The organism is Streptomyces sp. NBC_01537 (assembly GCF_045040445.1).
Taxonomy (GTDB): Bacteria; Actinomycetota; Actinomycetes; order Streptomycetales; family Streptomycetaceae; genus Actinacidiphila.
On sequence record NZ_CP109392.1, the window covers coordinates 1,868,948 to 1,893,140 of the forward strand.

Here is a 24,193-nt window from a genome sequence, read left to right on the forward strand (position 1 = left end):
CACTCCCCCAGCGTGCTCCGCCCTCTGTTTGCGGCGGATACAAGCCGGATCTTCATATCGCAGCGAACACCATGGCTACGCAGCACGCCGCGAGGCCAGTGACGAAGGCGGAGGCAGCACATGCTTCCCAGGTCCTGCGCCATTCCAGACGGCGAGCCCGCCCGATGCCTACCGCCGTGATTCCGGCGAGAAACGGGAGCGCAGCCGCGGTGAGCATCACGGCTCCTGATCCGAGCGAGGCGCCTTCCGGGGCGGAGGTCCGGCCCAGGGCTCCCAGCACCTGCTGGACCCCGTTCAGGGTCAGCGGGAGCAGGGCGAGGAGCGCTGGGACCAGGGACACCCCGAGTGTGACCAGAGTGACTGCCGTCTGGTTGCCCGTTTGGGACGGGGAATGCGGGGTCATGCCGGGCCTCACCATATTCCGTAGATGGAGGTGTAGACGGCTATGTCAACAGCGAACGCAGCCCACATGCCTCGCGCGAAGACGTTGTTGTTCAGCGCAGAGCAGGGTTTGCTCTTGTTGCACCAGGTGTTGTTCGTCCCCCATGCCTTCACCGTCATCTTGAGCATTCCCCAACTCTTGGAGAACGAGAACCTGATGTGTTTTCCAGACCCTTCCACGTGCCCGGGGAGGGAGAGGAACGTCCAGGACGTGCTGCCGAGAGCTATCACCCGCACGGGGCCCTTCCCGTAGGCCAGGTTGCACCGTTCTCCGTAGCTGAGGGTCGCACCGCAGCCAGAGAGCGGGAACACCCAGAAGTGGGTTCGTATCCACCGGAAGACTGTGCTGGTGGAACTGAAGTAGTACCCGATGTCGTAGGTGAAGGAGTAAGAGTAGGCGCCGCTCAGGTCAGTGCAGGACACCGGGTTCTGGTGACAGTAGTCGTAGCTATTGGCGTTGCCACCGGACACCGGGTCGGTCTGGAGGAAGCGGCCTGTCTGGGGTGAGTAGAGCCGTACGCCCATGAGCGTGAGGTTGGTCGGGGTCTGGGAGGAGCGTTCGTCTGCGCCGAGCCAGCCGTAGCGAGGCGTGCTGACAGTGTTGCCGTACTCATCGTAGGTGAACGCGGTCGCGGTCGTGGTGCTCAGTTCGAGCTGGACTGCGATGTCACCATGGAGATTGGCGAGCTGGAGCACGGTGCCGCCGGTCGCGGTGGTGGAGGAGGCGAAACCGCCGGCGAGGTCGGTGACATCGCGCGTGATGTCACCGCTGGTTCCTTCGCTTGTCCAACTGGGACTGTCGCTGTTGTCGGCGTAGTGATTGGTTGCGCTGGCCGTGGTGGTCCAGGTTCCGCCGCTCAGAGTCTGAGTGGCTGAGGCAGCGAGGCGGTGGACGGCGTCGAGGGTCCACGTCTGCTTGGTGGTGCTGGTGGTTTCCTGCTGGACCAGGTCGTTGGTGTAGTAGGCCAGTGTGCTGCCGTCCGGGGCGGCGGTGGTCCGGCTGAAGGCGTCGTAGCCGTAGCCGGAATCAGTGATGCGATCGGCGCTGTCGTAGGTGTGTGTGGCGGAGGTGGTCGTGGTGGTGGAGCTGGTGGTGTCGGCACAGTCTGCAGTGCTCACGCCGGTGGCCGCGCCTGTGCGGTTGAAGCTTGCGTTGCCGCCGAAGGCGTAGGTGCGGGTGGTGCAGGCGCTGCCGGTGTCGTCCTGCGCCTGGGTGAGGCGGTTGGCGGCGTCGTAGGTGTAGCCGGAGGTGGTGGTGGCACCGTTGTTCTCGGTGTGGTCGGCCTGCTGGCCGTCGGCGGTGTAGTCGGCGGCGTCGGTCAGGACCGGGGTGCTGGTGGAGTCGGCGTAGTTGCGGCTGGTCTGTTCGCCGGCCGGGTCGTATGTCTGGGTGAGGGTGTAGTTGCCGGGCAGCTTCTCGCCGGTGAGGTTGCCGTCGGCGTCGTAGCCGGTGGCGGTGAAGGTGCCGGCGACGGAGTCGGTCAGCGTTGCTGGCAGTCCGGTGTTGGAGTCGTAGGTGTAGGTGGTGGTCGACGGTGCCGAGTCGGTCACGGTGACCGGGCGGTTCTGGCTGTCGTACGCGGTGTTTGTGGTGTTGCCGGCGCCGTCGTTGTACGTGGCCTGGCGGCCCAGCTTGTCGTAGGTGGAAGTGGTGGTCTCGCTGTTGGACGCCACCGTGGAGACCGCGCCGGTGGCGGTGTCGTAGGTGTAGGTGGTGGCGGGGGTTGTGGTGCCGGTGCCGCCGGTGATGGTGACGGTGAGGGGGCGTTCGGCGGCGTCGTAGGTCATGGTGGTGGTGCGGGTGGTGCCGTTGGCTGCTTCGGTGAGGGTGAGTGCCTGCCCGTAGCGGTCGTAGGTGTAGGTCTTGGTGATCAGCTGGGTGGGGTTGCTTCCGCCGCTGGTGATGGTCCCGGCGGGGGCGGTGGTGCACACCAGTCCGGCCCATTCTGGGTGGCCGTTGCAGGTGCCGGTGCCGGTGGCCGCGTAGTAGGTGGTGACGGTGGTCTTGGCGTCGGAGCCGGTGGAGGTGGGCTGGACTTCCTTGATCTGGTTGCCGTCGCTGTCGTAGGTGTAGGTGGTGGTGATGGCCAGGCCCGACGGGTCGGTGACGGTGGTCAGTGCCAGGCCGGTGGCCCAGTCGTAGGTGGTGGCGGTGGTCTGTTTGTCGCCGTCCGTGGAGTAGTCGGGTACCGCTGCACCGAGGGTTGTGGAGGTCAGCTCGTCGGAGACGGTGGCGGAACTCGGGCGATTCTCGTCGTATGCCTCGGCAGTGTGGGTCCGGGCCACGGTCTCGGTGCCGGCCGGCAGGTCGGCGGCACTGGTACCGCCGGGCAGGGTGTGCCGCAAGGTGACCGTGTGCAGCGGTCCGTAGACGTCGGATTCCAGCTCGGAGCCGTCGCTTGCGGTGGTGTATTGGGTGGTGGTGGACAGCAACTGGGCGGCTGCGGCTGTGCCGCCCGCGTTCGTCAGGGCGCCGGCCAGCAGCGGGTCGGTGCTTGTGGTTGTCCCCAGAGCGAGTTCGCGGTTGGCGGCGGTCAGTTCGCGGGTGGTGTTGCCCTGGTCGTCGAACTCGGTGGTCGTGATGTGCCCGCCGGGGCCGGCGGTGTTGACTTCGCGGCCGTTTTCGTCCAGATAGGTGATCGTGGCACGGGTGTAGGCGCCGGAGGCGAGTGTCGAGCCGTCGTGGGACGAAGGGAGGGAACCGAGGGGGAAGACAGCGGTCGCGTAGACCGGGTTGTCGTGCTGGCCCCAGGCCGAGGTGGCGGCGGAGTCCATGGAGTACGGGGCGGCGCTGCCGGACAGCGGGACGTCGTAGACGATGCTGGTCGTGGCGGTGCCGCCGTCCGTGGTGGCGGTGGTGCCCTGCTGCAGGGTCGGCCGTGAGGCCGAGAGCAGCATGCCGAGGCCGCTGTCACCGCCGGTGCCGACCTGGTCGTAGGTGAAGGTCCAGGCCAGTTGGCCGGGCGGGGTGAGGGTGGCGACGCGGCCGGCGCTGTCGTAGGTGTAGCTGGTTTTGAGCGGGGTGGTCAGGCGGGGGTCCCAGGCATGGGCGAGCTGGCCGCCGCTGGTGTAGTCGTACTGCGCGATCACGGTGGAGGTGCTCGTGGATGCGCCGGGCGCGGTGGCCCACAGCCTGATCTGCTGCACCTGGCCGAGGTAGTCGCCGGGGGCGGAGGAGGTGGCGGTGGTGGCGGGTGCGTAGAGGAACTCCAGCAGCCTGCAGCCGGCGGTGGACGGGGTGGCGGCGCAGGTGGCGGCGCTGACTGCGGGGGACGGTGCGATGACGTACTGCGGCTCGGCCAGGGACTCGGTCGAGGAGATCTGGATGTTGTGGGACACCACGGTGGTGGTGTTGGTCGAACTGTTGTTGACGGTGTAGGAGGTGGCGAGCTGCCAGGTCGGCAGGGTGCCGGAGGTCTTGGTGAAGGTGGCGGTGGTGCCGTCGGTGTCCTTCAGGGTGAAGGATGCGCCGTCCGTGGTTCCGGTCAGGGTCAGGTTCTCCGAGCCCGGCTGCGGGGTCCAGGACCCGGCCGTGGCAGTGGCGGTGAAGCCGGTCTGGGCACCGGTGGAATCCACCAGGGCGACCGAGCTGGCCGAGGTCTGTTTGATGTACGACCAGGACGATGTCGCGGCGGTGATCCCAGAGGTCCAGTTGGGGCCGAAGATGGAGACTTGGCCGTCCTGCCCAGCCGCGCCCTGAGGGTCGCGGGAGGAAGAGTTCCGGGTGATCGTCATGCCGAACGCGGACGCGTCGGTGGCGGACAGTCCGTAGTCGCCGGTCAGCAGGTTCACCTGGCCGCCGGGGCCGACTTCAGTGGTGGGGGCGTTGTCGGCCTTGCGGTTGATCGTGACGGTGGCCGGGTCGGTGGCGTAGGTGTTGGTGCCGTCGGTGAACAGCGCCCGCACCTGTACCGGGCCGTCGTCGTCCAGCGTCGTGGTGGCCGCCCAGTCCAGGTCGCCGGGCTGGCTGGAGGCGGAGAAGGACAGTGGCCAGGAGGAGATCGCCGACTCGTCCGCAGACTTGGTCACGTTCGTCAGCGGGACCGACTGCCACCCGAGGGGGTCACCGGCACCGAGCCGATACTGGTACGTCACCCCGGTGAACGCTCCGGACTGGGTCGCCGACAGCGTCACGTCGTCGTCCGTGGTGTCACCGGTGACGGGGGAACTCAGGCTCGCCTTGCCGACGCCGAAGGCGTACTGGGTGGTGGACGTCGACAGGTTGCCGCCCGAGTCGACGGTCTGGACGAAAAGCGTGTGCGAGCCCTTGGCGGGCTTGATGGTCACCGTCAGCGGGTCGCCGCCATTGCCGTCGGCGGTGTCGTAGACCGAGTTCGGCAGCTTAGGGTCGTCCAGGCCCCACTTGTAGCCCTGCCCGTCCGTCGACGAGGTGTCGAAGGTGCAGGTCGCACCGGTGGCGACCTGGTCGGTCCAGGCACCGGCAGGGTAGGAGTCGCAGGAGACTGCCGGGGCGTTGGGCTTGGCGACGTTCGGCACGAAGTAGGTGTAGCCCGACCAGGCCCCGTAGTCGGTGCTGTCATAGCCGCGCACCCTCAGACGCAAATGCGCTCCGGCCAGTTGGGATGCGGACGGGATGGTCAGGGCCGCGGTACCGCCGGATGCGACGGAGGAGGACGTGGCGGTGTAGGAGTAGGAGGTCTCGCCGGTGTAGGCGGGGTCGTTGCTGATTTCGAACTGCGCCTTGACCGTCGAGGCGTCCGGGTCCGTGACCTTCGCCGACAGGGTCGGGGTGTACGTGGTCACGTAACGCTTGCCGCTGTATGAATTCACCGACGAAGGAGAGACCGCGACGGCGGTCGGCGTGCCCGGGTAGGAGTTGTAGTTCACGACCAGTTTGGGCGCATAGCCGGAGGTGGTGTAGTTCGCGGAGCGGAAGCGGCGCCAGGTGGTGGAGTCGTTCTCGTCCGCGCTGCGGATCTGGAGGCCGTAGTTGGTCGAGCCGTCCGCCCAGGCCTGCACGATGCTCTGCAGGTTCCAGTTGGAGTAGGTGGCCGGGCAGGAGGAGCTGTAGCCCCAGTGCCCGGTGTTGTTCGCCACGCCCGTGGTGGTGGTCGACGGCTGGCCGCTCCAGGTCACCGAGGACGAGGACCAGGTGGAGGTGATCCGCCGGGCCTGGGTCACCGCTCCGGAGGTGGAGCAGGTGGCGGAGTAGTAGTTGTACAGCGACATCGTCGCCGAGGTGATGTGCTTGCCCGTGAACTTCGAGACGTCGAACTTCAGGTAGGCGCGGGCCACATCGCTGCCGGAGTCGTATGTGCCCGACTTCAGCTCGGTCGAGGAGACCTGCGAGTCGGTGTAGTCCGGGGTCTGCACCCAGGTGTCGGTGGTGACCGCCAGGGTGGAGGTCGGGTCGACCGTCACGGGGTAGGTCGCCGTGGCCAGGAAGTCGGCGTCCGGTGTGAGTACCAGGGTCTGCGACCCGTCGTCCGCGGTCTCGACCTTCGTGGCGACCTGCTCCTGGTGCGCCGACTCACCGGACGCCGCGTCCTTGGAGGCGTCCCACATCATCGGCGCCGGGGCCTCTGCCACCAGCTTCCCGCCGGAGTCCTTCAGCAACAGGTGGCCGGAGTCGGCCTGGAACAGCTTGAGCCCGTCCAGGTTCAGCGGTATCCGGTAGGAGACCGTGCCGCTGTCGGGCTGCTGGGCGAGCTTGATGTTCTCCGAAAAGCCCTGCGCCAGCGCCGTCACGCTCAAGGTCTGGCCGCTGCCCAGATCGTACGAGGCCGTGCTGCCCTTCACCGTCGGCGTAGGGAGCTTGTCCTCCCACCCCAGCCCGAAGGAGTCCTTCCCCTTCGTCACCGAGGCCAGTTCCTTGTCCCCGCCGTCCGAGACAGCGATATCGGCGGCTGCCGCGACCGGGGTGATGTCGGAACCGGTATCGGACAGCGACGTGTCGATGTCCGTCCACTTGCCGTCCTGCTTGACCCGCACCGGACCCGCGTACGACTCCGTCGAGAACGTCCCGTCCGGTAGCGCGTAGGTCGTCGAATCCGACGTACGGTCGCTCAGCACCTCGATGTTCCGGTCCTGCAACCGCGCCATCAAAGACGCGGACGTCTCATCCTGCGCCTCCGCCGCACCGTAGGACTTGGTAGCCGACGCAGCTGTAGCTGTCTGCTCGACGTCCGAGGTGGCGGCGACCGCCGCCCCTGTCGTAGCCACAGTCACCGCCGCCTCGACCATCATCAACGCCGCAGTGGCGAGGGAAAGTTGACGCAATCCCCTCTTGAACATGGATGACGTCGGTATGCGGAATGGCCGGAAACTGGATCTGGATCGGTGGCGCACGAACAACCCCCCAGGGCTTTACTCAATGTGGAGACATGGCGTGCCAGATCTTCACATGACCCACATAAGACCCTGCTCAGAGACCACACATTAGGCCAAGTGGGAGTAAAGGAAGAAGATTGAACCCCATGCGCGAGTGTGCGCTATGGTGCATTTTGTCGGTATTTATGATTTACAACCGAGGTGACTCATTGGGCTATGCGGGTTGCGAGGTTTGATCTAGGCTTTACGGTAAATCAAGCCAAAGATCAAAAATCGGACAAGATGTGCAATTCCCGGAATCCGCCCGCACCAACGCAGCCAGGAGCTTCGAGGAGTTCCATAAGATGGCGATTCGAGGGCTGATGTCCGTTTTGTTGTTGGGCTTGAGTGAGGTGCACTGGGCGGGCTGGTCCTGGTGGTCCTATGAACCCGCTGCTCGACGGCTCGGTGAAGGGAAACTGGAACCCCACAGAAGCTGCGTGGCGGTAGGGAGACCAGGCAGGTGACCAGTGCCACCCGGCCGTCTGCCATCGTCTGTCGTTGTCAGCCCGAAACGGGCTGCGTTCTGCTGTTCGGATGGTCGGCACCGGTCTGGAGAACCGTTACCTGCCGGTCACCCGGCAGGACCACCGACGGACCCTCCGGCTCATGCCCACTCAACGCCCAGTTCCGCGAACGCGGCGCGCTGCTCTTGGGTGAGCTTGTCGCGGCGGTTCTTGTGGTTGCTGTGGAATACGCCGAGTTTGACGAGGGTGCCGTCGGGCAGCAGTTCCTCGTGCCCGCGTGGGATGGGGATGTCGCCTTCCCGCGCGATGTACTGCGCGAGGGGAGAGCCGCCACACCGCGTGTGAACACGGCTGAGAACACGCCTGGACCCCTTGCCCGCCCTTGGCGGCCGGGGCCACAGCGGGGCGCTCAGCGGCTTCCATCCCCAGCGCCGACAGCCGCTCCCGTTGCGGCTGGCTGAGCGTGTGCCAGTCCCGGGCCTGCCGTTCCGTCCAGCGTCCGATGTCGTCGCCCTCGAACAGGACGCCGGGCTGGATGTCGGGCAGGACTCCGTCGGCGGCAACCAGGTCGCGCAGCACGGCGTAGTGCCGCTGCCAGTCCAGCGGCCAGGAACAGTTCCAGTCGGGATCGATTGCCGCCAACTGCCCGGCCCGGGCTTCCGCGCGCTCCGGGTCTTTGCCCAGGCCGCCCTTCCTGCGGAGGTTGGCCATGTGCTGTCCGATGGGTTCGTCCAGCCAGAGGGCGTCCTGGCGGGGGGCGAGGTGCCCGTGGGCGCGGTGGAAGCTGCGGATCGAGGCGAGCTTGCTCTCCCAAGCCTCGTCTCCGGGCTCCCAGATCATGCCCTCCTCGTCCAGCTGGAGGCGGCGGTGGTCTTCGAGCTCACCGGCCCGGTAGGCACGGCGCTGCTGGTGGACCCAGCGCCCGAGTGGGAACACCGTGACGCCCAGGGTGACCTCGGTGTCGTACGGGACGGCGTACAGGCCGTGGATGCCGTTCTCGGCCCGCCAGCGCCGCAGTGCCTGGAAGCCCTCCAGCCACACCAGGGATTCGGGCCGGTAGACCCGGGTGCGCAGGAACGCCGCAATCGTGGCGGCGTCGCGCGGGCTGGAGAACTGCATGAGCGCGGACTCCACGGCCACCGGCCGCTGCTCCTGGCCGAGATCACCAGCAGCGTCGTGTTCGTGCACGGCGCGGGGACCAGCGCATCGTAGAAGGCGTCGATGTCCCCGGCGGCGGCGATGGCCAGTTCCTGGACCTGCCGGTGGCCGACCCCGGCGCCGGTCAGCGCGTTGACACGCTCGGACGCATCGGCGAACGAGCCGCGGGCGGCCTCGATCGCGGCCAGTTTCGCCACCCCGTGCGAGTGCATCCCGGCCGGCATGTTCAACGCCGCGTCCGCGACGTGCAGATCCGCGACCCCAGTGCCCCGGTAGGCGATCCGGGTCGCGGTGACCTTCCCGAACACCGTGGCCAGGATGCGCTTGCGGCCGTGCTCGATCCTGGTGCGCTCCACGCCGTTCGCGTCCACCACATCGGCGACACGGCTCTCGGTCAGCGCCCGCAGGTTCAGATGGTCCTGGAACAGAGCCCGGGTCACCTCCCGCATCCGCGCGCCCAGCATCACCTCCAGTTGGGAGTGCGTCATCGCCGCGGTGCCCGGCCCGGAAAGATCGGCCGCCACCTGCTCGAACAGCCCCCGCGAGGCGGCGAACGCGTCTTCGGCGGCAGCCAGCGCACCCGGCCCCGCCGTTCCCGGGGCGTTCACCGCTCACCCGGGCCGGCCAGCGCGAACAGCCCGGGCGAGACCTCGACCAGCACCGAGCGGGCGGCAAGACGCTTGAGCTTCGACCGCATCGTCTCCACCTGCGAGGCCGTCACTTCCGCCTCCCCCAGCGCGGACAACACGTCCTTGCACCGCAGTGGACCGTCAGCTCCGGCGAACACCGCGGCGATCCGCCGGTAGGCCGGCGAGGTAACCGTCTGGTCCCCGCCCGCCTCCGCGGCCACCAGCACCGCCGCGGCCTGCACCAGCCCAGCCACCGGAACCGGCTCCAACACTTCCAGCACCCGCGGCGGAGCCGACGACGGGACGGCCAGCACCTCATCCACCGTCTGCCGCGTGATCACCAGCCGGGACACCTCCGCCTCGGCCGCCTCCAACTGCCCACGCAGTTCCTCGACCCGACCACGCGCCACTGCCTCCCTGGCCGCAAGCGCTTCCATCAACGACGGCACGACACCCCACCCTCACGACACCATCGCCCGCTCCGACACCGGGCAGCCCACCACCGACGCTAGGAGGCCACAGCGATCACAGACATACCGAACCCCCGCGAACCACCCCAAAGAGTCACCCCGGCAAGATACGCACCCAACTCGAATGGGCTGCGGAAGCCGAGGCGGTCGCCACCGCCCCGGAGAGCCGCTTGCGGTTGACGCGCGCGGCTGCCACGCTCCGCTTCGCTGTCAGCCTGCTCTTCCATATTCGGGCTCTCCGCCGCGCTCACGGTCCGGCATCCCGGCGGACTGAACGGGGCCTTGCGGAACGCTTCGCGGCCGCGATCCATAGGGCCGCCGGCGCCAATACTGAGGGCGCGCAAAGTCCACGAACTCGCTCCAGGCCCGCTCCCAGGTCCCGGCGATCGACGGGTAGCGCTTGCCCCACACGGCGTCGAAGTCGGCGAGCCGTTGCCGGGCCTCGTCCTCGTTGACGGCGGTGTAGACGGGCTTGAGGTCGCGGGCGACCTCGGCCCAGTCCCGGCGCGATGCGTAGCGCAGGCTGGCGCGGATGAGGTGGACCACGCAGGTCTGCACGACGATCTGTGGCCAGACGGTGTTCACCGCGTCGGGCAGGGCGCTCAGCCCGTCGCAGACCAGCATGAGCACATCGCGCACGCCTCTGTTCTTGATCTCGGTCAGGACGGTCTGCCAGTACTTGGCACCCTCGCCGCCGTCGCCGGCCCACAGGCCGAGGATCTCGCGGTAGCCGTCGGCGGTGACCGCGACGGCCACGTAGACGGGCCGGTTGGCGACGTGCCCGTCGCGGATCTTGACGTGGATGGCGTCGATGAAGACGACCGGGTAGACCGCGTCGAGCGGGCGGGTGCGCCAGTCCGCCATCGCCTCCAGGGCCTTGTCCGTGATCGTGGAGATGGTCTCCTTCGTGGTCGTCATCCCGTACGTCTGGGCGAGGTGGGAGACGATCTCGCCGGAGGTCAGGCCCTTTGCGGTCAGCGAGATCACCAGATCGTCCAGGGCGCCCGTGCGCCGGGCGTAGGCGGGCAGCATCCGGGGCCGGAAGGTACCCAGCCGGTCCCGGGGGACCTGCACCGTCACGGTGCCGACCTCCGTCATGACCTTCTTGGCCCGGTAGCCGTTGCGCATGTTGCCGCCCGAGCGGGATCCGCGCCCGCCGGCCCGGCCGGCCCCGGCGGCCAGGTGCTCGTCCATCTCCGCTTCCAGGGCGGCCTGCATCAGGTGCTGGGCCAGCTCGGGCAGGATCCCGCCCTCGCCCATCAGCCGCAGTCCACCCAGCTGGACCTTCTCCGCCGCGAGCGCGGCCAACTCCTCCAGCAGCTCGCTGGACAGACCGTTCTGCGACACCGGCATTGACTTCACGTCGGCACCTTCGGGGCTCTCACCGGCCCCGGCAAGCGACACGCCGTCCACGGTCTCAATCTGGTGATCCGTCGTCGTGCTCATCAGGTAACTCCTTCGGGGAGGACCACACCTGATTCATGACACTCCCCAGCAGCACGTATTCAAGCGGCTTGAGCGGGTGTGGACACGGGCGGAGCCAGCAGGACCGCCCCTGCGGTCCCGAATCAGGGTTCTGACCGACGAGCTTCAAGAACGGGGTTTTAGCGTCTACGGCGCCATGTGGGCCGCCGCCCTGATCGCCGCCGCCTTCACCGCGCCGCATGCGCATGCCGCCCTCAACTCCGCCCTCGACCACATCCCCCCGAGCAGCCGCCTCGCCCGCACCCTCCGCCGCACCGCCGCCCTCCACGACTCCGGGATCGGCTGGGCGGACGCCCTCGACGAGCTCGACAAGGACCTCGGCCGCCTCCACTGGATCCACACCGTCCCCAACGCCGCCCTCATCGCGGCCGGCCTTCTCTACGGCGACGGCGACTTCACCGCCACCATCTCCCTGACCGTGCGCGGCGGCCTCGACACCGATTCGAGCGGCGCCACCGCCGGCTCGGTGGCAGGCGTGCTGTGCGGCGCCGCCGCGATCCCGCCACAGTGGACGCAGCCGCTGGAGGACCGCGTGCGCAGTGCGGTTTTCGGTTTCGACGGGGCAAGGATCAGCGAGCTGGCCGCCAGAACGCTGCGGCTGGCTCTGGCCTGATCATTTCGACGGCGTGAAGATCATCGAGCCGGGCTCCCGCCGCCTACGGCTCATCTCGTAGGCTCACCGCCTGTGCGATACATCATCATCGGCGCCGGAGCGGTCGGCGGTTCCATCGGCGGACGGCTCCACGCGAGCGGTCACGAAGTCGTTCTCGTCGCGCGCGGAACGCATTACGAGGCGATACGCGACCGGGGGCTGACCCTGCGCACCCCGGAGGACGTTCTGAAGCTGCCCGTGCCGGTCGTGGACGGGCCGGAAGCCCTCGCGGTGCGCGAGGACGACGTGCTGGTGCTGTCCGTGAAGACGCAGGACACGACGGCGGCCCTGGACGCCTGGGCGCCGACCGCCGCGCATCTCCCGCTCGTGTGTGCGCAGAACGGCGTCGAGAGCGAGCGCATCGCGCTGCGCAGGTTCGCCCGCGTGTACGGGATGTGCGTGTGGCTGCCGTCCTCGTATCTCGAGCCCGGCGAGATCGTCGCTCCCGCCGCCCCGTTCACCGGCATGCTCCATATCGGCCGTGCGCAGGGCGGCACGGATGACACCGCGCTGCGCGTCGCCGCCGGCCTGGAGAAGTCGCGCTTCCTGGCTCCCGTCGTGCCCGACGTGATGCGCTGGAAGTACGCCAAGCTCCTCTCCAACCTGGGCAACGCCATCCGCGCCCTGTGCGGCCCGCCCGTCGGCGAGGCCGACGAGGCCCTGCGCAGGCGTACGTATGCCGAGGGCGCCGCCGTCCTGGACGCCGCCGGCATCGTGTACACGAGCGAGGCGGAGCAGGCCGAGCTGCGGGGCGAACAGGTGGAGATCCGGCCGGTGGAGGGAAGTGCGCACCTCGGCGGGTCGTCGTGGCAGAGCCTGGCCCGGGGGACGGGGTCGATCGAGGCGGACTATCTCAACGGGGAGATCGTGCTGCTGGGCAGGCAGTACGCGGTGCCGACGCCGGTCAACGAGACGTTGCAGCGGCTGGCGAACGCGGCGGCGCGGGAGCGCAGGTCACCCGGCAGCATGACGGTGGCCGAAGTGACGGCGGCCGTGGAGGCGCTCGACGTAGGTTGAGGCGTGTGACAGAGACACAGACATACAGCGAATACATCGCAAGTCTGCCCAGGGTGCTCTCCGGCGCCGCCGTGCTGTTCCGGGACGCCGGGGGCCGCGTTCTCATCGCGGAGACGACCTACCGCGAGGACGGCAGGTGGACGCTGCCGGGCGGCACCGTCGAGTCGGATTCGGGGGAATCGCCGCGTCAGGGGGCGCGTCGCGAGACGCTGGAGGAGATCGGGCTGGACGTGGAGCCGGGACGGCTCCTCGCGGTGGACTGGGTGCGCGGGCCGGGCAGGCCACCGGCGGTGGCGTATCTGTACGACGGCGGGGTGCTGGACGAGGCGCGGCAGGCCGCGATCGTGCTGCAGGCGGAGGAGCTGTCGCAGTGGCGGATGGTCACTCCGGCGGAGGCGGAAGGCTACGTGTCCGACAACCTGTACCGGCGCATCCGGGCCGCGCTGACCGCGCTGGAACACGGCGCGCGCACGGCCGAGCTGGAGGACGGGTACCCCGTCGGCTCATAGCGCTCACAGCTTCGCCGAACGGCCGCCGCCCCGCCCGGCGCGGTACGCCGCCAGCGCGCCGAAGGCGACGGCGAAGGCGGCGAGCAGGGCGCAGGCCCGCAGGGTGTCGGCTGCGGAGCCGTGCAGCGCGGCCCGCAGCGCGGATACGCCCCAGTAGCCGGGCGAGGCGGGGGCGATGGCACGGATCCAGGCGGGCATGGAGGCCAGCGGGACGAGGGCGCCGCCGAGGCTGCTCAGCAGCATGCCGCCGATGTCGTAGCCGGCGGAGAGCTCGCCGAAGCTGCGGGCGATGACGCCGAGGGCGGCGCCCATGCCGAGGAGAGCGGCGGTCCAGGAGAGGACGGCGAGCACGAGGAGGGGCGGATCGGCGACCGGCATGCGCAGGACGAGGATGCCGAAGGCGAGGATGGCGGCCTGCTGGGTGAGCATGGCGGCCATGACGGGGAGGCCTTTGCCGAGGAGGAGTTCGGCGGGGCGGGTGGGGGTGGTGCGCAGACGGTCCCAGGTGTGCCAGAGGCGTTCGGTGAGGAGGGAGGCGCCGACGGTGCCCATGGCGAGGAGCGAGAAGGTGACGAGGGTGCCCATGACAGCCTGGGAGGTGCCGGCCCGGTCGCCCTGGGCGGAGACGTAAAGAGGGCGCAGGATCGCGATGAAGACCAGCGGCAGGATCATGCGGCTGAGCAGCGGGCCGGGTTCGCGCAGCAGGAGCAGGGCGTTGTGGCGGACCAGGGCCGTCGTGCGCAGGGCGGATCCGGCGGATTCACGCGGCATCACGGGACGCCTCCTCGGTTGTGTCCTCGACTGTGAGCGCGAGCGCGTTGTAGAGGTCGTCCAGATCCGGCCTGCGCAGGTCGACGGCGGCCGGGACACAGCCGGCGGCCAGGAGCGCGGCGAGGTCGGCGGGTGTGTCGTGGCTGGCGATCCGTAGCTCACCGTCCGCCTCGCGGGTACGGCGGGCGATCACGGAGGGGACGTGCGCGCGCTGCGCGGGGTCGGCCAGGCGCAGCCGCAGTTCGCCGGGGAGTCCCTCGGTCAGGGCTTCCTGGGTGCCGCGCGCGACGATCCGGCCGGCCCGGGCGACGGCCAGGGTGGCGCCGAGGTCGGCGAGTTCGGGAAGGTAGTGGGTGGTGTAGAGGACGGCCGTGCCGGCGGCGGCCCGGCGGCGTACGGCGTCGAGCAGAGCGGTGCGGGTCTCGGGGTCGGCGCCTGCCGTCGGCTCGTCGAGCAGGAGGAGCGGCGGGTCCGCGATCAGGGCGACGGCGGCCTGGGCGCGGCGGCGCTGGCCGCCGGAGAGCAGGCCGGTGGGCCGGTCCAGTACGTCGCCGCCGAGCATCAGCTCCTCGGCCACGGCGCCGATGGCCCGGTGCAGGGCGGCGCGGCGCAGCCCTGCCAGCGCGCCGAAGAGCCGGAGGTTCTCGGCGACGGTGGCGCTGGGGTAGAGGGCGGGCTCCTGCGGGGCGACGCCGAAGGCGCCGCCGAGGGTGACGCGGCCGGCGTCGGGGCGGACGAGGCCGGTGACGACCTCGACGAAGGTCGTCTTGCCGGCTCCGTTGTGCCCGATGAGCCCGGTGACCTCCCCGGGCCGGACGGTGAGGTCGAAGCCGTCGAGCGCGCGGACGGTGCCGTAGCGCTTGGCGAGTCCATCGGCGATGAGCATGCCCGGATCACACCCCTCCATGTAAATGATCTACGCTGTATAGATCTACAGTGTATAGCCATGAGCGGACGACGGGAAGAGATTCTGGACGCGGCAGTCGCCATCGCCGACGAGCGCGGGCTGAAGGCGGTGTCCATGCGCGCTGTCGCGGAGCGGGTGGGACTGACCCCGATGGCCCTGTATCCGCACGTCGGCGGCAGCAAGGACGCCCTCCTCGACGGCATGATCGGGCGGCTGCTCGCCCCGCTCCCCCAGGACGCCGCGTGGACCGGGGCCCCCGACTGGCGCGAGCGGCTGCGCGTCCTCGGCCACGCCGCCCGGGCGATGACCCAGCACCATCCCTGGGCCGCCGTGCTCCTGTTCTCCCGCCCCGGCGTCGACCCCGGCGCCGTGCGGACCATCGACGGCATCTACGCGGCCCTGCTCGACGCCGGCGTCCCGCCCCGCGAAGTCCCGCGCCTGGAACGCCTGGTGAGCACCTTCATCATCGGCTTCGCCGCCTCCGAGGCCGGCGGCCGCTTCGGCCCCGGCCGCCTCGACCCCCGCGGCCGCCGCGGCCAACTGCCCGACGGCGCCCTCCCCGCCCACACCGAGCTCGCCCGCTGGCTGGAGGAACCCGTCGACTGGGAGGCCGAGTTCGAGGCCGACCTGCAGGATCTGCAACGGCTCATCGAGGCGGCGGCGGCGCGCTAGGGCCTGTCCGGGGGATCTCCGTGGGTGAAGGAGCGGGGTCTGGTGCCTGCGATCGCAAGGCGCCGGAGCGCCCACAGGGTGGTTTCCTGTGGGCGTTTCGGCAACGCCGCGAGCTCCCCCAGCCCCTGGGGGCTGGGAGGTGCCCCCAGGTGCCAGGGCACGCGACGCCACGGAGATCCCCCGGACAGGCCCTAGTAGCCTCGGGCCATGTTCACGACGCGCCCCACCCTGCAGGGCACCTTCGGTATGGCATCGTCCACGCACTGGCTGGCCTCGCAGTGCGCGATGGCCGTCCTGGAGGGCGGCGGCAACGCGTACGACGCGGCCGTCGCCGCCGGATTCGTACTGCAGGTCGTGGAGCCACACCTCAACGGGCCCGCCGGCGAGGTCCCGATCATCCTCGCCCCGGCCGGAGGCGGCGTACGGGTGCTGTGCGGGCAGGGCCCGGCCCCGCGCGGGGCGAGCGTGGAGCACTACCGGTCGCTCGGCCTGGACCTCGTCCCGGGGACCGGGCCGCTGGCGGCGGCCGTGCCGGGGGCGTTCGACGCGTGGATGGTGCTGCTGCGGGACTACGGCACGAAGTCCCTGGCGGAGGTGCTGGCGTACGCCATCGGGTACGCCGAGCACGGGCATCCGGCGGTGGAGGGGATCGGGGCGACCATCGGCTCGGTGCGCGAGCTGTTCGAGACGGAGTGGACCACCTCGGCCGCCGTGTATCTGCCCGCGCCCCGGCCCGGGGAGCTGTTCAGGAACCCGGCGCTGGCGGCGACCTGGCGCCGGCTGCTGCGGGAAACGTCCACTGGGGACCGGGAGGCGCAGATCGAGGCGGCCCGCCGCGTCTGGCGCGAGGGCTTCATCGGCGAGGCGATCGCGGCCTTCGCGGCCCGCCCCGCGATGGACACCACCGGTGAACGGCACGCCGCCACTCTCACCGGAGATGATCTGACCGCCTACGCGGCACAGTACGAGCCCCCGGTCCCCTTCGACTGGAACGGCTGGACCGTCTGCAAGGCGGGGCCATGGAGCCAGGGCCCGGTCTTCCTCCAGCAACTCGCCCTGCTGCCCGACGACCTGGCCCCCTCGGCCTACGGGACACCGGACTACGTCCACACCCTCATCGAGGGCGCGAAGCTCGCCATGGCCGACCGCGAGGCCTGGTACGGCGACGCCCACGACGACCAGGTGCCGGTCGCGGAGCTGCTCTCACCCGCGTACAACGCCGGGCGCCGCGCCCTCGTGGACGCCGGCAAGGCCTCGTACGAGCTGCGGCCGGGCAGCCCCGGGGGACGGGCACCGAGGCTGCCGCGCTACGGCTTCGGGGATGCCGGCAGCCCGGTCGGCGAGCCGACCGTGGCCTCCAGCGGGCTGACCCGGGGCGACACCTGCCACCTGGATGTGGTGGACCGCTGGGGCAACATGGTCGCCGCCACCCCCAGCGGCGGCTGGCTGCAGTCCAACCCGGTCATTCCCGGCCTCGGCTTCCCCCTCGGCAGCCGCCTCCAGATGACCTGGCTCGAACCCGGCCTGCCCAACTCCCTCACCCCCGGCCGCCGTCCCCGCACCACCCTCACCCCCTCCCTCGCCCTGCGCGACGGCGTGCCCGTCCTCGCCTTCGGCACCCCCGGCGGCGACCAGCAGGACCAGTGGTCCCTGCACTTCTTCCTCGCCGCGGCGCTGCGCGCCCCCGTACGCGGCGGACTCGACCTCCAGGGCGCGATCGACGCCCCGAACTGGCACAACGACAGCTTCCCCGGCTCCTTCCACCCCCGCACGATGCGGCCGGGCAGCGTCACCGTCGAGTCCCGGATCGGCGACGCCGTCATCGGCGAACTGCGGCGCCGCGGTCATGACGTCACCGTCGGCCACCCCTGGTCGGAGGGGCGGATGTGCGCGGTCGCCCGCGACCCGGAGACCGGCGTGCTGTCCGCGGCCGCCAACCCGCGCGGGATGCAGGGGTACGCGGCGGGTCGCTAGCGCACCTGTCACCAACGCGCCTGTCGCTAGCCGCCGAGCGCGGTCGCGAACGCGCCCGCATCCTGCTCGACGCCGCTGCAGCTCTCGCTCACCTCGGTGGTGGCTCCGCCGGCGCACTCCTGGTCGCGGAAGGCGGCCCACATCGACACCCAGGCCAGGCCCTTCGCCGCGGCGAACTCGCGCAGCCCGGCCGCGTCATCGAGGGTGAAGGTCTCCCCCGCGACGTTGTTGACGCCGATCATCGCGGTGACGGCGAGGCCGTGCCAGGCGGCGTCGGTGGAGAGGCCGAGGGCGTCCATGAGCTGGGTGTGCGCGGCGGCGACGGCCTGTTCGGCGTAGTCGCCCATGTCGTCGGTGTAGGAGGTGCCGTAGTTCATGGCCATGAGGTTGACCGTGTCCATCTGGACGTCATGGTTGTTGGAGACCTCGATCAGCTTCAGGCTGTCGTCCTGCAGGCCTGCGGGCAGCACCGGCAGGGTGTACGAGACCCGCAGCTCACGCGACTTCTGGAGCTTGGCGACGGCCTGGGCGCGACGGGTCACGGAGGCGGTGTCGCCGAGCGCGTCGCCCTCTATGTCGAAGTCGGCGAGGGTGGCGCCGGTGGCGTCCAGGACGTCGGCGTAGGCGTCGGCGAGGTCGGCGACGCTGTCGCAGGCACTGGCCAGTTCCGTGCCGGAGGCGCCGCCGAAGGAGATCCGGATCTGGCTGCCCGCGGCCTTGAGCGCCTTCACCCGGGCGGCGACGGCCGTGTCGGTGAGGGCCGTTGAGCTGCCCCACACAGGGGTGCAGGAATTCGCGCTCTTCGCGACGGCGAAGGCGAGGTTGTACGCGTCCGGGCCACCGGTCGTGTCGGTGTCGGCGGCCTCGGTGGCGCTGACGTAGGGGGCGAAGGCGATGCCGGGTGCGGCGCTCTCGGCGGCGGACGGCGCTGCGGACGCCCGCGCAATGGGGGACGGAGGCGCCTGCGGGTCACCGCTGTCCGCCGAACAAGCCGTGCTGGTCAGCGCCAGTATCGTGACAAGAACTAACCCGGAGGCCGAACCGGCGAAACTCCGCATTGCACATGCACCTGCTCTCTCGTGGCTGCTGCCTCTGTACCAGAATCAATGCGATGCAACTCTCCGTTTTACCCAACTTCCCGCACGGAGAGGCTCGGAGAGAATTCACAGGTTTCTCATACAGAAGCCACGGCCAATACGGTCAGAACAGCCGCAATCAGCACCCAATTCGGGGCAATAGCGCATGACCGGCCGGGGCGGATTACCCGTTTTCTCCGTTCCCGGAAAAAACGGATGAGCTTTTCAAAGGACGCCTCGGCCCTAATATGCCGCAATGAATTCCGAGCCTGTCATCGTGAACAGCGAGCCGCCGCCCGGACCGGTATTCGTCGACTCCTCCGGGCGCCGGGCCCGGTTACTTCGGCGAGCCGGCATCCTGCTCGGCGTCGCCTGCATCGGTTACGCCGCCGTGCTGGGCATGGCCTTCATGGGCTGGGGCGGCTCGTCGCTCACCCCGTCCGGGCTGTTGCCGTTCGGCCTCGGCCCCGGCGCCCAGACGGGGGCCTCGCAGCCGGACCGCAGCTCGCCTCCCGGCGGTCCCGGCGGACTCCGCGGCACGCGGTCCCCGTCTCCGTACCCGTCCCCCTCGGCCTCATGAGGCGGCGCGGCAGGCACCACATGCCCGGCCGGATCGAGCGCGTCGGCCAGATCTCCGCCCCCAAACCCCGCCTCGTCCTGGCCCTGTTGCTCCTGCTGGGCCTGGCCAGCGTGCTGCTGCTCGACGGCTATCTGCGCTCGGAGGTCGGCAGCGACGACCGCGTACGCAGCGGGGCGAGCGCCGACGACGTGCCCGACGACGTACTGGACGGCGGCCCGGTCCTGTCCTTCCGGACCAGCGCCGGTCAGGGGAGCCAAGGCGGCCAGGGGACCCAAGGCGGTCAGGGCGGCCAGGGCGCCGGACAGCCCGGAGAGAACGGGCAGAACGGGCAGTCGGCGGAGACCGCGACGACCGCGCAGACCCGTGAGCCGAGCACCAGCGAGATCCCGGACAAGACGATCGCGCTGACCTTCGACGACGGCCCGGACCCGGAGTGGACCGAGCAGGTGCTCGCGGTGCTGGAGGAGAACGACGTGCCCGGCACCTTCTTCGTCGTCGGGTCGATGGTCTCCCGCTATCCGGACATCGTGAAGGACATGGTGGACCAGGGCAACGAGGTCGGCGTCCACACCTTCACGCACGTGGACCTCTCCTACCAGTCGACCGCCCGGATCACCCGCGAACTCAACCAGACCCAGCTGGCGCTGGCCGGCGCGGCGGGCATCAACACCACGCTCTTCCGCGCTCCGTACTCCTCCTCGACGGACGCCATCGACAACTACAGCTGGCCCGTGTACGAGCAGGTCGGGGAGCTGGGCTACACCACAGTCTTCACCGACGAGGACAGCGAGGACTGGGAGCTGCCCGGCGTCAAGAAGATCATCGCGAACGCGACCCCGAAGAGCGGCAAGGGCGCGGTGGTCCTCTTCCACGACGCGGGTGACGACCGCAGCCAGACGGTCGCCGCGCTCGGCACCTACATCAAGACCATGCGCGCCAAGGGCTACAGCTTCACCACCGTCAGCGGCGCGACCAACGAGCCCAGCGCCGTGCGCACCGTCACCGGCTCCGCCGTGTGGCAGGGCAAGGCGCTGATCGCCGCCGTCGCGGTGGCCGAGTACGCGGTGCCGGGGCTGTCCGCGCTGCTGTCGGTGGTCGGAGTGGCCGTGCTCGGCCGATTCGGGATGATGGTGGTGCTGGCCGCCCGGCACCAACGGCGGCGCAACAAGCGGCCGTTCAGCTGGGGGCCGGAGGTCACCCGGCCGGTGAGCGTGATCGTGCCCGCGTACAACGAGAAGGAGTGCATCGCCAACACGGTGAACTCGCTCGCCGCCAGCACCCATCCGATCGAGATCATCGTCGTGGACGACGGATCCACCGACGGCACGGCCGACATCGTCGAGGCGATGCGCCTGCCCAATGTCCGCGTCATCCGCCAGCCCAACGCGGGCAAACCCGCCGCACTGAACAACGGCGTGCGCAACGCCAGTTACGACCTCGTCGTGATGATGGACGGCGACACCGTCTTCGAACCGGACGCCGTGCACCAGCTCGTCAAGCCCTTCGCCGACGACGGCGTGGGCGCGGTCGCCGGCAACGCCAAGGTCGGCAACCGGAAGAAGATGATCGGGGCCTGGCAGCACATCGAGTACGTCATGGGCTTCAACCTCGACCGCCGGATGTACGACGTGCTGCGCTGCATGCCCACCATCCCCGGCGCGATCGGCGCCTTCCGCCGCGAGGCCGTCCTCCAGGCAGGCGGCATGAGCGAGGACACCCTCGCCGAGGACACCGACATCACCATCGCCCTGCACCGCGCCGGCTGGCAGGTCGTCTACCAGGAGCACGCCCGCGCCTGGACCGAGGCCCCGGCCACCGTCGCCCAGCTGTGGCGGCAGCGCTACCGCTGGAGCTACGGCACCATGCAGGCCCTGTGGAAGCACCGCAAGTCCATCACCGACCGGGGCCCCTCAGGCCGCTTCGGACGCGTCGGCATGCCGCTCGTTGTCCTCTTCCAGATCGTCACCCCGCTCTTCGCACCCCTCATCGACGTCTTCACCGTCTACGCGATGGTCTTCGTCGACTTCGAGGCCTCCCTGCTGGCCTGGCTGGCCGTCCTCGCCGTCCAGCTCGTCTGCGCGGCGTACGCCTTCCGCCTCGACCGCGAGCGCTACCGCTATCTGCTGATGCTCCCGCTCCAGCAGATCGCCTACCGCCAGCTGATGTACCTCGTGCTCATCCACTCCTGCGTCACCGCCATGACCGGCGGCCGCCTGCGCTGGCAGAAGCTCAAGCGCACCGGCGAGGTCGGCACCCCGCAGACCCCGGCCGGTGTCTCATGACGGACCTCCCGGGAAAAACGGCACGCGCCGGAACCGGCCGGACGTCTAGGCTCACGCCCCGTGACCACCACCCAGGCCATGGCCGACCGGCTCGTCCGCATTCCCGGCATCGTCGGCGTCATGCTCGGCGGCAGCCGCGCCCGGGGCACACACCGGCCGGACTCGGACTGGGACCTCGGGGTGTACTACCGGGGCGAGCCGGACCTGGACGCGCTGCGGGCACTCGCCGCCGAGGTGACCGGCGGGCCGGTCGAGGTCGCGGGACCGGGCGGCTGGGGCCCCTGGGTGAACGGCGGGGCGTGGCTGACGGTGGACGGCGAGCAGGTCGACTGGATCCTGCGCGACGTGGACCGCATCCGGCGCGTATGGGCCGACTGCCGGGAGGGCCGCTACGAAGTGGGCCACCAGCCCGGGCATCCGCTCGGCTTCTGGTCGCCGGTGTACGCGGGCGAGGTCGCGCTCGGCCGCGTACTGGCCGACCCGGCCGGTGAGCTGACCGCGCTGCGGGAGCAGACCCGCCACTATCCGGAGCCGCTGCGCACCGCCCTCGTCGAGGCCGCTTGGGAGGCCGACTTCTCCGTGCACATCGCTGCCAAGTCGGCCGCCGGCGGCGACATCCTGCACGCCGCGCTGTGCCTGTCCCGCGCCATCGGCGTCCTCGCCCAGTCCCTGCACGCGCACCATCGCACCTGGTGCCTCAACGAGAAGGGCGCCCTGGCCTCCGCCGCCGCCCTGCCGGCCGCCCCGCCGGACTTCCGGGTCCGCGCCGAGGCCGTCCTGTCCGGGCTCGGCGACCCCGCGAAGGCGGTGGAGGCAGCGGCGGCGCTGGTCGCCGACGTACGCGCCCGGCTGCAGCTCAGGCGTTAATCGAGGGGCACCGGCGACGGCCTGCGGTTACCGTCGGGGCATGGGCAGCAACGACAAGCCGCCGCTCGTCGCGATCCTCAGCGGCGCGGGCATCTCGACGGACTCCGGAATCCCCGACTACCGGGGGCCGAACGGCCTGTGGCGGCGCGACCCGGAGGCCGAGAAGCTGGTCACGTACGACCACTACATGACGGATCCGCAGATCCGGCGGCGGGCGTGGCTGATGCGGCGGGACAGCGAGGCGCTGCGGGCGCGGCCGAACGCGGCGCATGAGGCGGTGGTGCGGCTGGAGCGGGCGGGCGTGCCGGTGCGGGTGATCACGCAGAACGTGGACGGGCTGCACCAGTTGGCGGGGCTGCCGGAGCGCAAGGTCCTGGAGCTGCACGGGACGGCGCGGGCGGTGGTGTGCACGAAGTGCCACGAGCGCTCGGCCATGGCGGGGGCCCTGGAGCGGGTCGCGGCCGGGGAGGCCGATCCGGCGTGCCTGGCGTGCGGCGGGATCCTTAAGTCGGCGACGGTGATGTTCGGGCAGCGGCTGGACCCGGTGGTGCTGGGGAACGCGATGGCGGTGGCGAAGGGCTGCCAGATCATGATCGCCGTGGGTACGAGCCTGCGGGTGCAGCCCGCCGCCTCACTGGCCGGGATCGCGGCGGAGCACGGGGCGCGGCTGGTGATCGTCAACGCCGAGCCGACTCCGTACGACCCCATCGCCGATGAGGTCGTACGGGAGCCGATCGGCAGCGCGCTGCCCGCGCTGCTGGACGGGATCGCCGCTACCAGCGGCCGTGCACCTGCGCCTTGATCCGCGTGGCCGAACCTCCTTCTGCCGCCCTCGCACTGCTCCGCAGGCTTCGGGACGGCTGCGCCGGACTCCGTCCGGCGGCACGGAGCCGGCGCCCAGCACTGACGCGTTACCAGCGCCCGTGGACCTGTGCCTTGATCCGGCGGTCGTAGAGGTCTCGCACCGCGTCGAGCGTGGCCTCCGTGAGCGGCGGCAGCCCGGCGGCGGCCGCGTTCGCGCGGGCCTGCTCGACCGAGCGGGCGCCGGGGATGACGGAGGTGACGCCGGGCTGCTGGATGATCCAGCGCAGGGCGGTCTGGGCGGGGGTGGCGCCGCCGGTGGCGAGGGCGGCGAATTCGGCGGCGGCTTCGAGGCCGGTGTCGTAGTCGACGCCGGAGAAGGTCTCGCCCTGGTCGAAGGACTCGCCGTGGCGGTTGTAGGTGCGGTGGTCGTCCTGGGCGAAGACGGTGTCCTTGGTGTACTTGCCGGACAGCAGCCCGGAGGCGAGCGGCACGCGCGCGATGATGCCGACGCCGGCCTTCTCCGCCGCCGGGAGGACCGCCTCGAGGGGCTTGAGGCGGAAGGGGTTGAGGATGATCTGCACGCTCGCCGTGCCGGGCCGGGCGATGGCGGTGAGCGCCTCCTCGCAGGTCTCGACGCTCACCGCGTACGCGGCGATGCGCTGCTCCTCGACGAGGGTGTCGAGGGCGTCGAAGACGGCGTCCGAGGAGTAGACCGGGGTCGGCGGGCAGTGCAGCTGGACCAGGTCCAGGGTGTCGACGCCGAGGTTGCGGCGCGAACGGTCGTTCCAGGCACGGAAGTTGTCCAGGACGTAGTTCTCCGGGACCTGGGCCTGGCGGCGGCCCATCTTCGTGGCGACGAAGATCCCGGCGTCCGGCCGCTCCGCCAGGTAACGGCCGATCAGCTGCTCGCTGCGCCCGTCCCCGTACACGTCGGCGGTGTCGAAGAAGGTGACGCCCTCCGCGACCGCCGCGTCGAGGACGGCGAGGGCGTCCTCCTCCCGTACGTCGCCCCAGTCGGCGCCCAGTTGCCAGGTGCCGAGTCCTACGACGGAGACCTCACGGCCGGTCCTGCCCAATACACGCTGTTCCATGCCGCTGATCC

Annotated in this window: 16 protein-coding genes and 1 pseudogene; 9 read left to right on the forward strand and 8 right to left on the reverse strand. The window is 70.3% G+C overall.

Annotation, left to right across the window (positions count from 1 at the left end; genetic code table 11):
- Window positions 1-411 precede the first annotated feature (411 nt).
- The 4 genes from OG607_RS08720 to OG607_RS08735 form a co-directional block, all read right to left on the reverse strand.
- The gene (locus tag OG607_RS08720; protein WP_405720827.1) at window positions 412-6,624 is read right to left on the reverse strand and encodes a DNRLRE domain-containing protein; all 6,213 of its coding nucleotides are present in this window, start codon (window positions 6,622-6,624) and stop codon (window positions 412-414) included.
- Between the two features lie 764 nt (window positions 6,625-7,388).
- Window positions 7,389-8,426, reverse strand: coding sequence for a helicase associated domain-containing protein (locus OG607_RS08725; protein ID WP_405720830.1), 1,038 nt, complete (start codon window positions 8,424-8,426; stop codon window positions 7,389-7,391).
- A gap of 574 nt (window positions 8,427-9,000) precedes the next feature.
- Window positions 9,001-9,474 (reverse strand): hypothetical protein, encoded by a 474-nt coding sequence (locus OG607_RS08730; RefSeq protein WP_405720833.1) that lies wholly within the window; start codon window positions 9,472-9,474, stop codon window positions 9,001-9,003.
- 231 nt (window positions 9,475-9,705) lie between these two features.
- A complete protein-coding gene (locus OG607_RS08735) occupies window positions 9,706-10,941 on the reverse strand; it encodes an IS256 family transposase (RefSeq protein WP_405720836.1) in 1,236 nt (411 codons plus the stop codon).
- A gap of 34 nt (window positions 10,942-10,975) precedes the next feature.
- On the opposite strand from OG607_RS08735, the pseudogene OG607_RS08740 reads away from it, so the two are divergent.
- The 3 genes and pseudogenes from OG607_RS08740 to OG607_RS08750 all read left to right on the forward strand — a co-directional run.
- Window positions 10,976-11,593: pseudogene (locus tag OG607_RS08740) on the forward strand (ADP-ribosylglycohydrolase family protein); the annotation flags it as partial.
- Window positions 11,594-11,665: 72 nt separating this feature from the next.
- Entirely contained in the window at window positions 11,666-12,649 is a 984-nt protein-coding gene (locus tag OG607_RS08745) for a ketopantoate reductase family protein (protein ID WP_405720839.1), read from the forward strand.
- A 5-nt stretch (window positions 12,650-12,654) separates the two neighbouring features.
- Window positions 12,655-13,158 carry an NUDIX domain-containing protein gene (locus tag OG607_RS08750; RefSeq protein ID WP_405720841.1) on the forward strand — a complete coding sequence of 168 codons (504 nt, stop codon included), beginning with the start codon at window positions 12,655-12,657 and terminating at the stop codon, window positions 13,156-13,158.
- Window positions 13,159-13,161: 3 nt separating this feature from the next.
- On the opposite strand, the gene OG607_RS08755 is transcribed toward OG607_RS08750, so the two are convergent.
- On the reverse strand, window positions 13,162-13,929 hold the full coding sequence (locus tag OG607_RS08755; RefSeq protein ID WP_405720844.1) for an ABC transporter permease: 768 nt from the start codon (window positions 13,927-13,929) through the stop codon (window positions 13,162-13,164).
- The gene (locus OG607_RS08760) at window positions 13,919-14,815 is read right to left on the reverse strand and encodes an ABC transporter ATP-binding protein (protein WP_405720847.1); all 897 of its coding nucleotides are present in this window, start codon (window positions 14,813-14,815) and stop codon (window positions 13,919-13,921) included. The genes OG607_RS08755 and OG607_RS08760 overlap by 11 nt, the downstream gene beginning before the upstream one ends.
- A gap of 60 nt (window positions 14,816-14,875) precedes the next feature.
- Between OG607_RS08760 and OG607_RS08765 the strand changes: the two genes are divergently transcribed.
- Together OG607_RS08765 and OG607_RS08770 are read left to right on the forward strand one after the other, a co-directional pair.
- Window positions 14,876-15,508 carry a TetR/AcrR family transcriptional regulator gene (locus OG607_RS08765; protein ID WP_405720850.1) on the forward strand — a complete coding sequence of 211 codons (633 nt, stop codon included), beginning with the start codon at window positions 14,876-14,878 and terminating at the stop codon, window positions 15,506-15,508.
- 207 nt (window positions 15,509-15,715) lie between these two features.
- Window positions 15,716-17,482 carry a gamma-glutamyltransferase family protein gene (locus OG607_RS08770; RefSeq protein WP_405720852.1) on the forward strand — a complete coding sequence of 589 codons (1,767 nt, stop codon included), beginning with the start codon at window positions 15,716-15,718 and terminating at the stop codon, window positions 17,480-17,482.
- A 26-nt stretch (window positions 17,483-17,508) separates the two neighbouring features.
- Here the strand turns inward: OG607_RS08770 and OG607_RS08775 are convergent, their stop codons facing one another.
- Window positions 17,509-18,540 (reverse strand): chitinase, encoded by a 1,032-nt coding sequence (locus OG607_RS08775; protein WP_405720855.1) that lies wholly within the window; start codon window positions 18,538-18,540, stop codon window positions 17,509-17,511.
- A 274-nt stretch (window positions 18,541-18,814) separates the two neighbouring features.
- Between OG607_RS08775 and OG607_RS08780 the strand changes: the two genes are divergently transcribed.
- The 4 genes from OG607_RS08780 to OG607_RS08795 all read left to right on the forward strand — a co-directional run bounded on the left by OG607_RS08780 (window position 18,815) and on the right by OG607_RS08795 (window position 23,089).
- The gene (locus OG607_RS08780) at window positions 18,815-19,138 is read left to right on the forward strand and encodes a hypothetical protein (protein ID WP_405720858.1); all 324 of its coding nucleotides are present in this window, start codon (window positions 18,815-18,817) and stop codon (window positions 19,136-19,138) included.
- Window positions 19,139-19,158: 20 nt separating this feature from the next.
- The gene (locus OG607_RS08785) at window positions 19,159-21,420 is read left to right on the forward strand and encodes a bifunctional polysaccharide deacetylase/glycosyltransferase family 2 protein (protein WP_405720861.1); all 2,262 of its coding nucleotides are present in this window, start codon (window positions 19,159-19,161) and stop codon (window positions 21,418-21,420) included.
- A gap of 78 nt (window positions 21,421-21,498) precedes the next feature.
- A complete protein-coding gene (locus OG607_RS08790; protein WP_405736634.1) occupies window positions 21,499-22,287 on the forward strand; it encodes a nucleotidyltransferase domain-containing protein in 789 nt (262 codons plus the stop codon).
- 40 nt (window positions 22,288-22,327) lie between these two features.
- A complete protein-coding gene (locus OG607_RS08795; RefSeq protein ID WP_405720863.1) occupies window positions 22,328-23,089 on the forward strand; it encodes an SIR2 family NAD-dependent protein deacylase in 762 nt (253 codons plus the stop codon).
- 109 nt (window positions 23,090-23,198) lie between these two features.
- Here the strand turns inward: OG607_RS08795 and OG607_RS08800 are convergent, their stop codons facing one another.
- Window positions 23,199-24,182, reverse strand: coding sequence for an aldo/keto reductase (locus tag OG607_RS08800; protein ID WP_405720865.1), 984 nt, complete (start codon window positions 24,180-24,182; stop codon window positions 23,199-23,201).
- Window positions 24,183-24,193: the final 11 nt, after the last annotated feature.

Excerpts from the sequence above, each read along its gene's own strand:
- OG607_RS08735 (WP_405720836.1), bottom strand. The coding sequence starts at position 10,941 with ATGAGCACGACGACGGATCACCAGATTGAGACCGTGGACGGCGTGTCG.
- OG607_RS08755 (WP_405720844.1), bottom strand. The coding sequence starts at position 13,929 with ATGCCGCGTGAATCCGCCGGATCCGCCCTGCGCACGACGGCCCTGGTC.
- OG607_RS08760 (WP_405720847.1), bottom strand. The coding sequence starts at position 14,815 with ATGCTCATCGCCGATGGACTCGCCAAGCGCTACGGCACCGTCCGCGCG.
- OG607_RS08765 (WP_405720850.1), top strand. The coding sequence starts at position 14,876 with ATGAGCGGACGACGGGAAGAGATTCTGGACGCGGCAGTCGCCATCGCC.
- OG607_RS08770 (WP_405720852.1), top strand. The coding sequence starts at position 15,716 with ATGTTCACGACGCGCCCCACCCTGCAGGGCACCTTCGGTATGGCATCG.
- OG607_RS08775 (WP_405720855.1), bottom strand. The coding sequence starts at position 18,540 with ATGCGGAGTTTCGCCGGTTCGGCCTCCGGGTTAGTTCTTGTCACGATA.
- OG607_RS08780 (WP_405720858.1), top strand. The coding sequence starts at position 18,815 with ATGAATTCCGAGCCTGTCATCGTGAACAGCGAGCCGCCGCCCGGACCG.
- OG607_RS08785 (WP_405720861.1), top strand. The coding sequence starts at position 19,159 with ATGCCCGGCCGGATCGAGCGCGTCGGCCAGATCTCCGCCCCCAAACCC.
- OG607_RS08790 (WP_405736634.1), top strand. The coding sequence starts at position 21,499 with ATGGCCGACCGGCTCGTCCGCATTCCCGGCATCGTCGGCGTCATGCTC.
- OG607_RS08795 (WP_405720863.1), top strand. The coding sequence starts at position 22,328 with ATGGGCAGCAACGACAAGCCGCCGCTCGTCGCGATCCTCAGCGGCGCG.
- OG607_RS08800 (WP_405720865.1), bottom strand. The coding sequence starts at position 24,182 with ATGGAACAGCGTGTATTGGGCAGGACCGGCCGTGAGGTCTCCGTCGTA.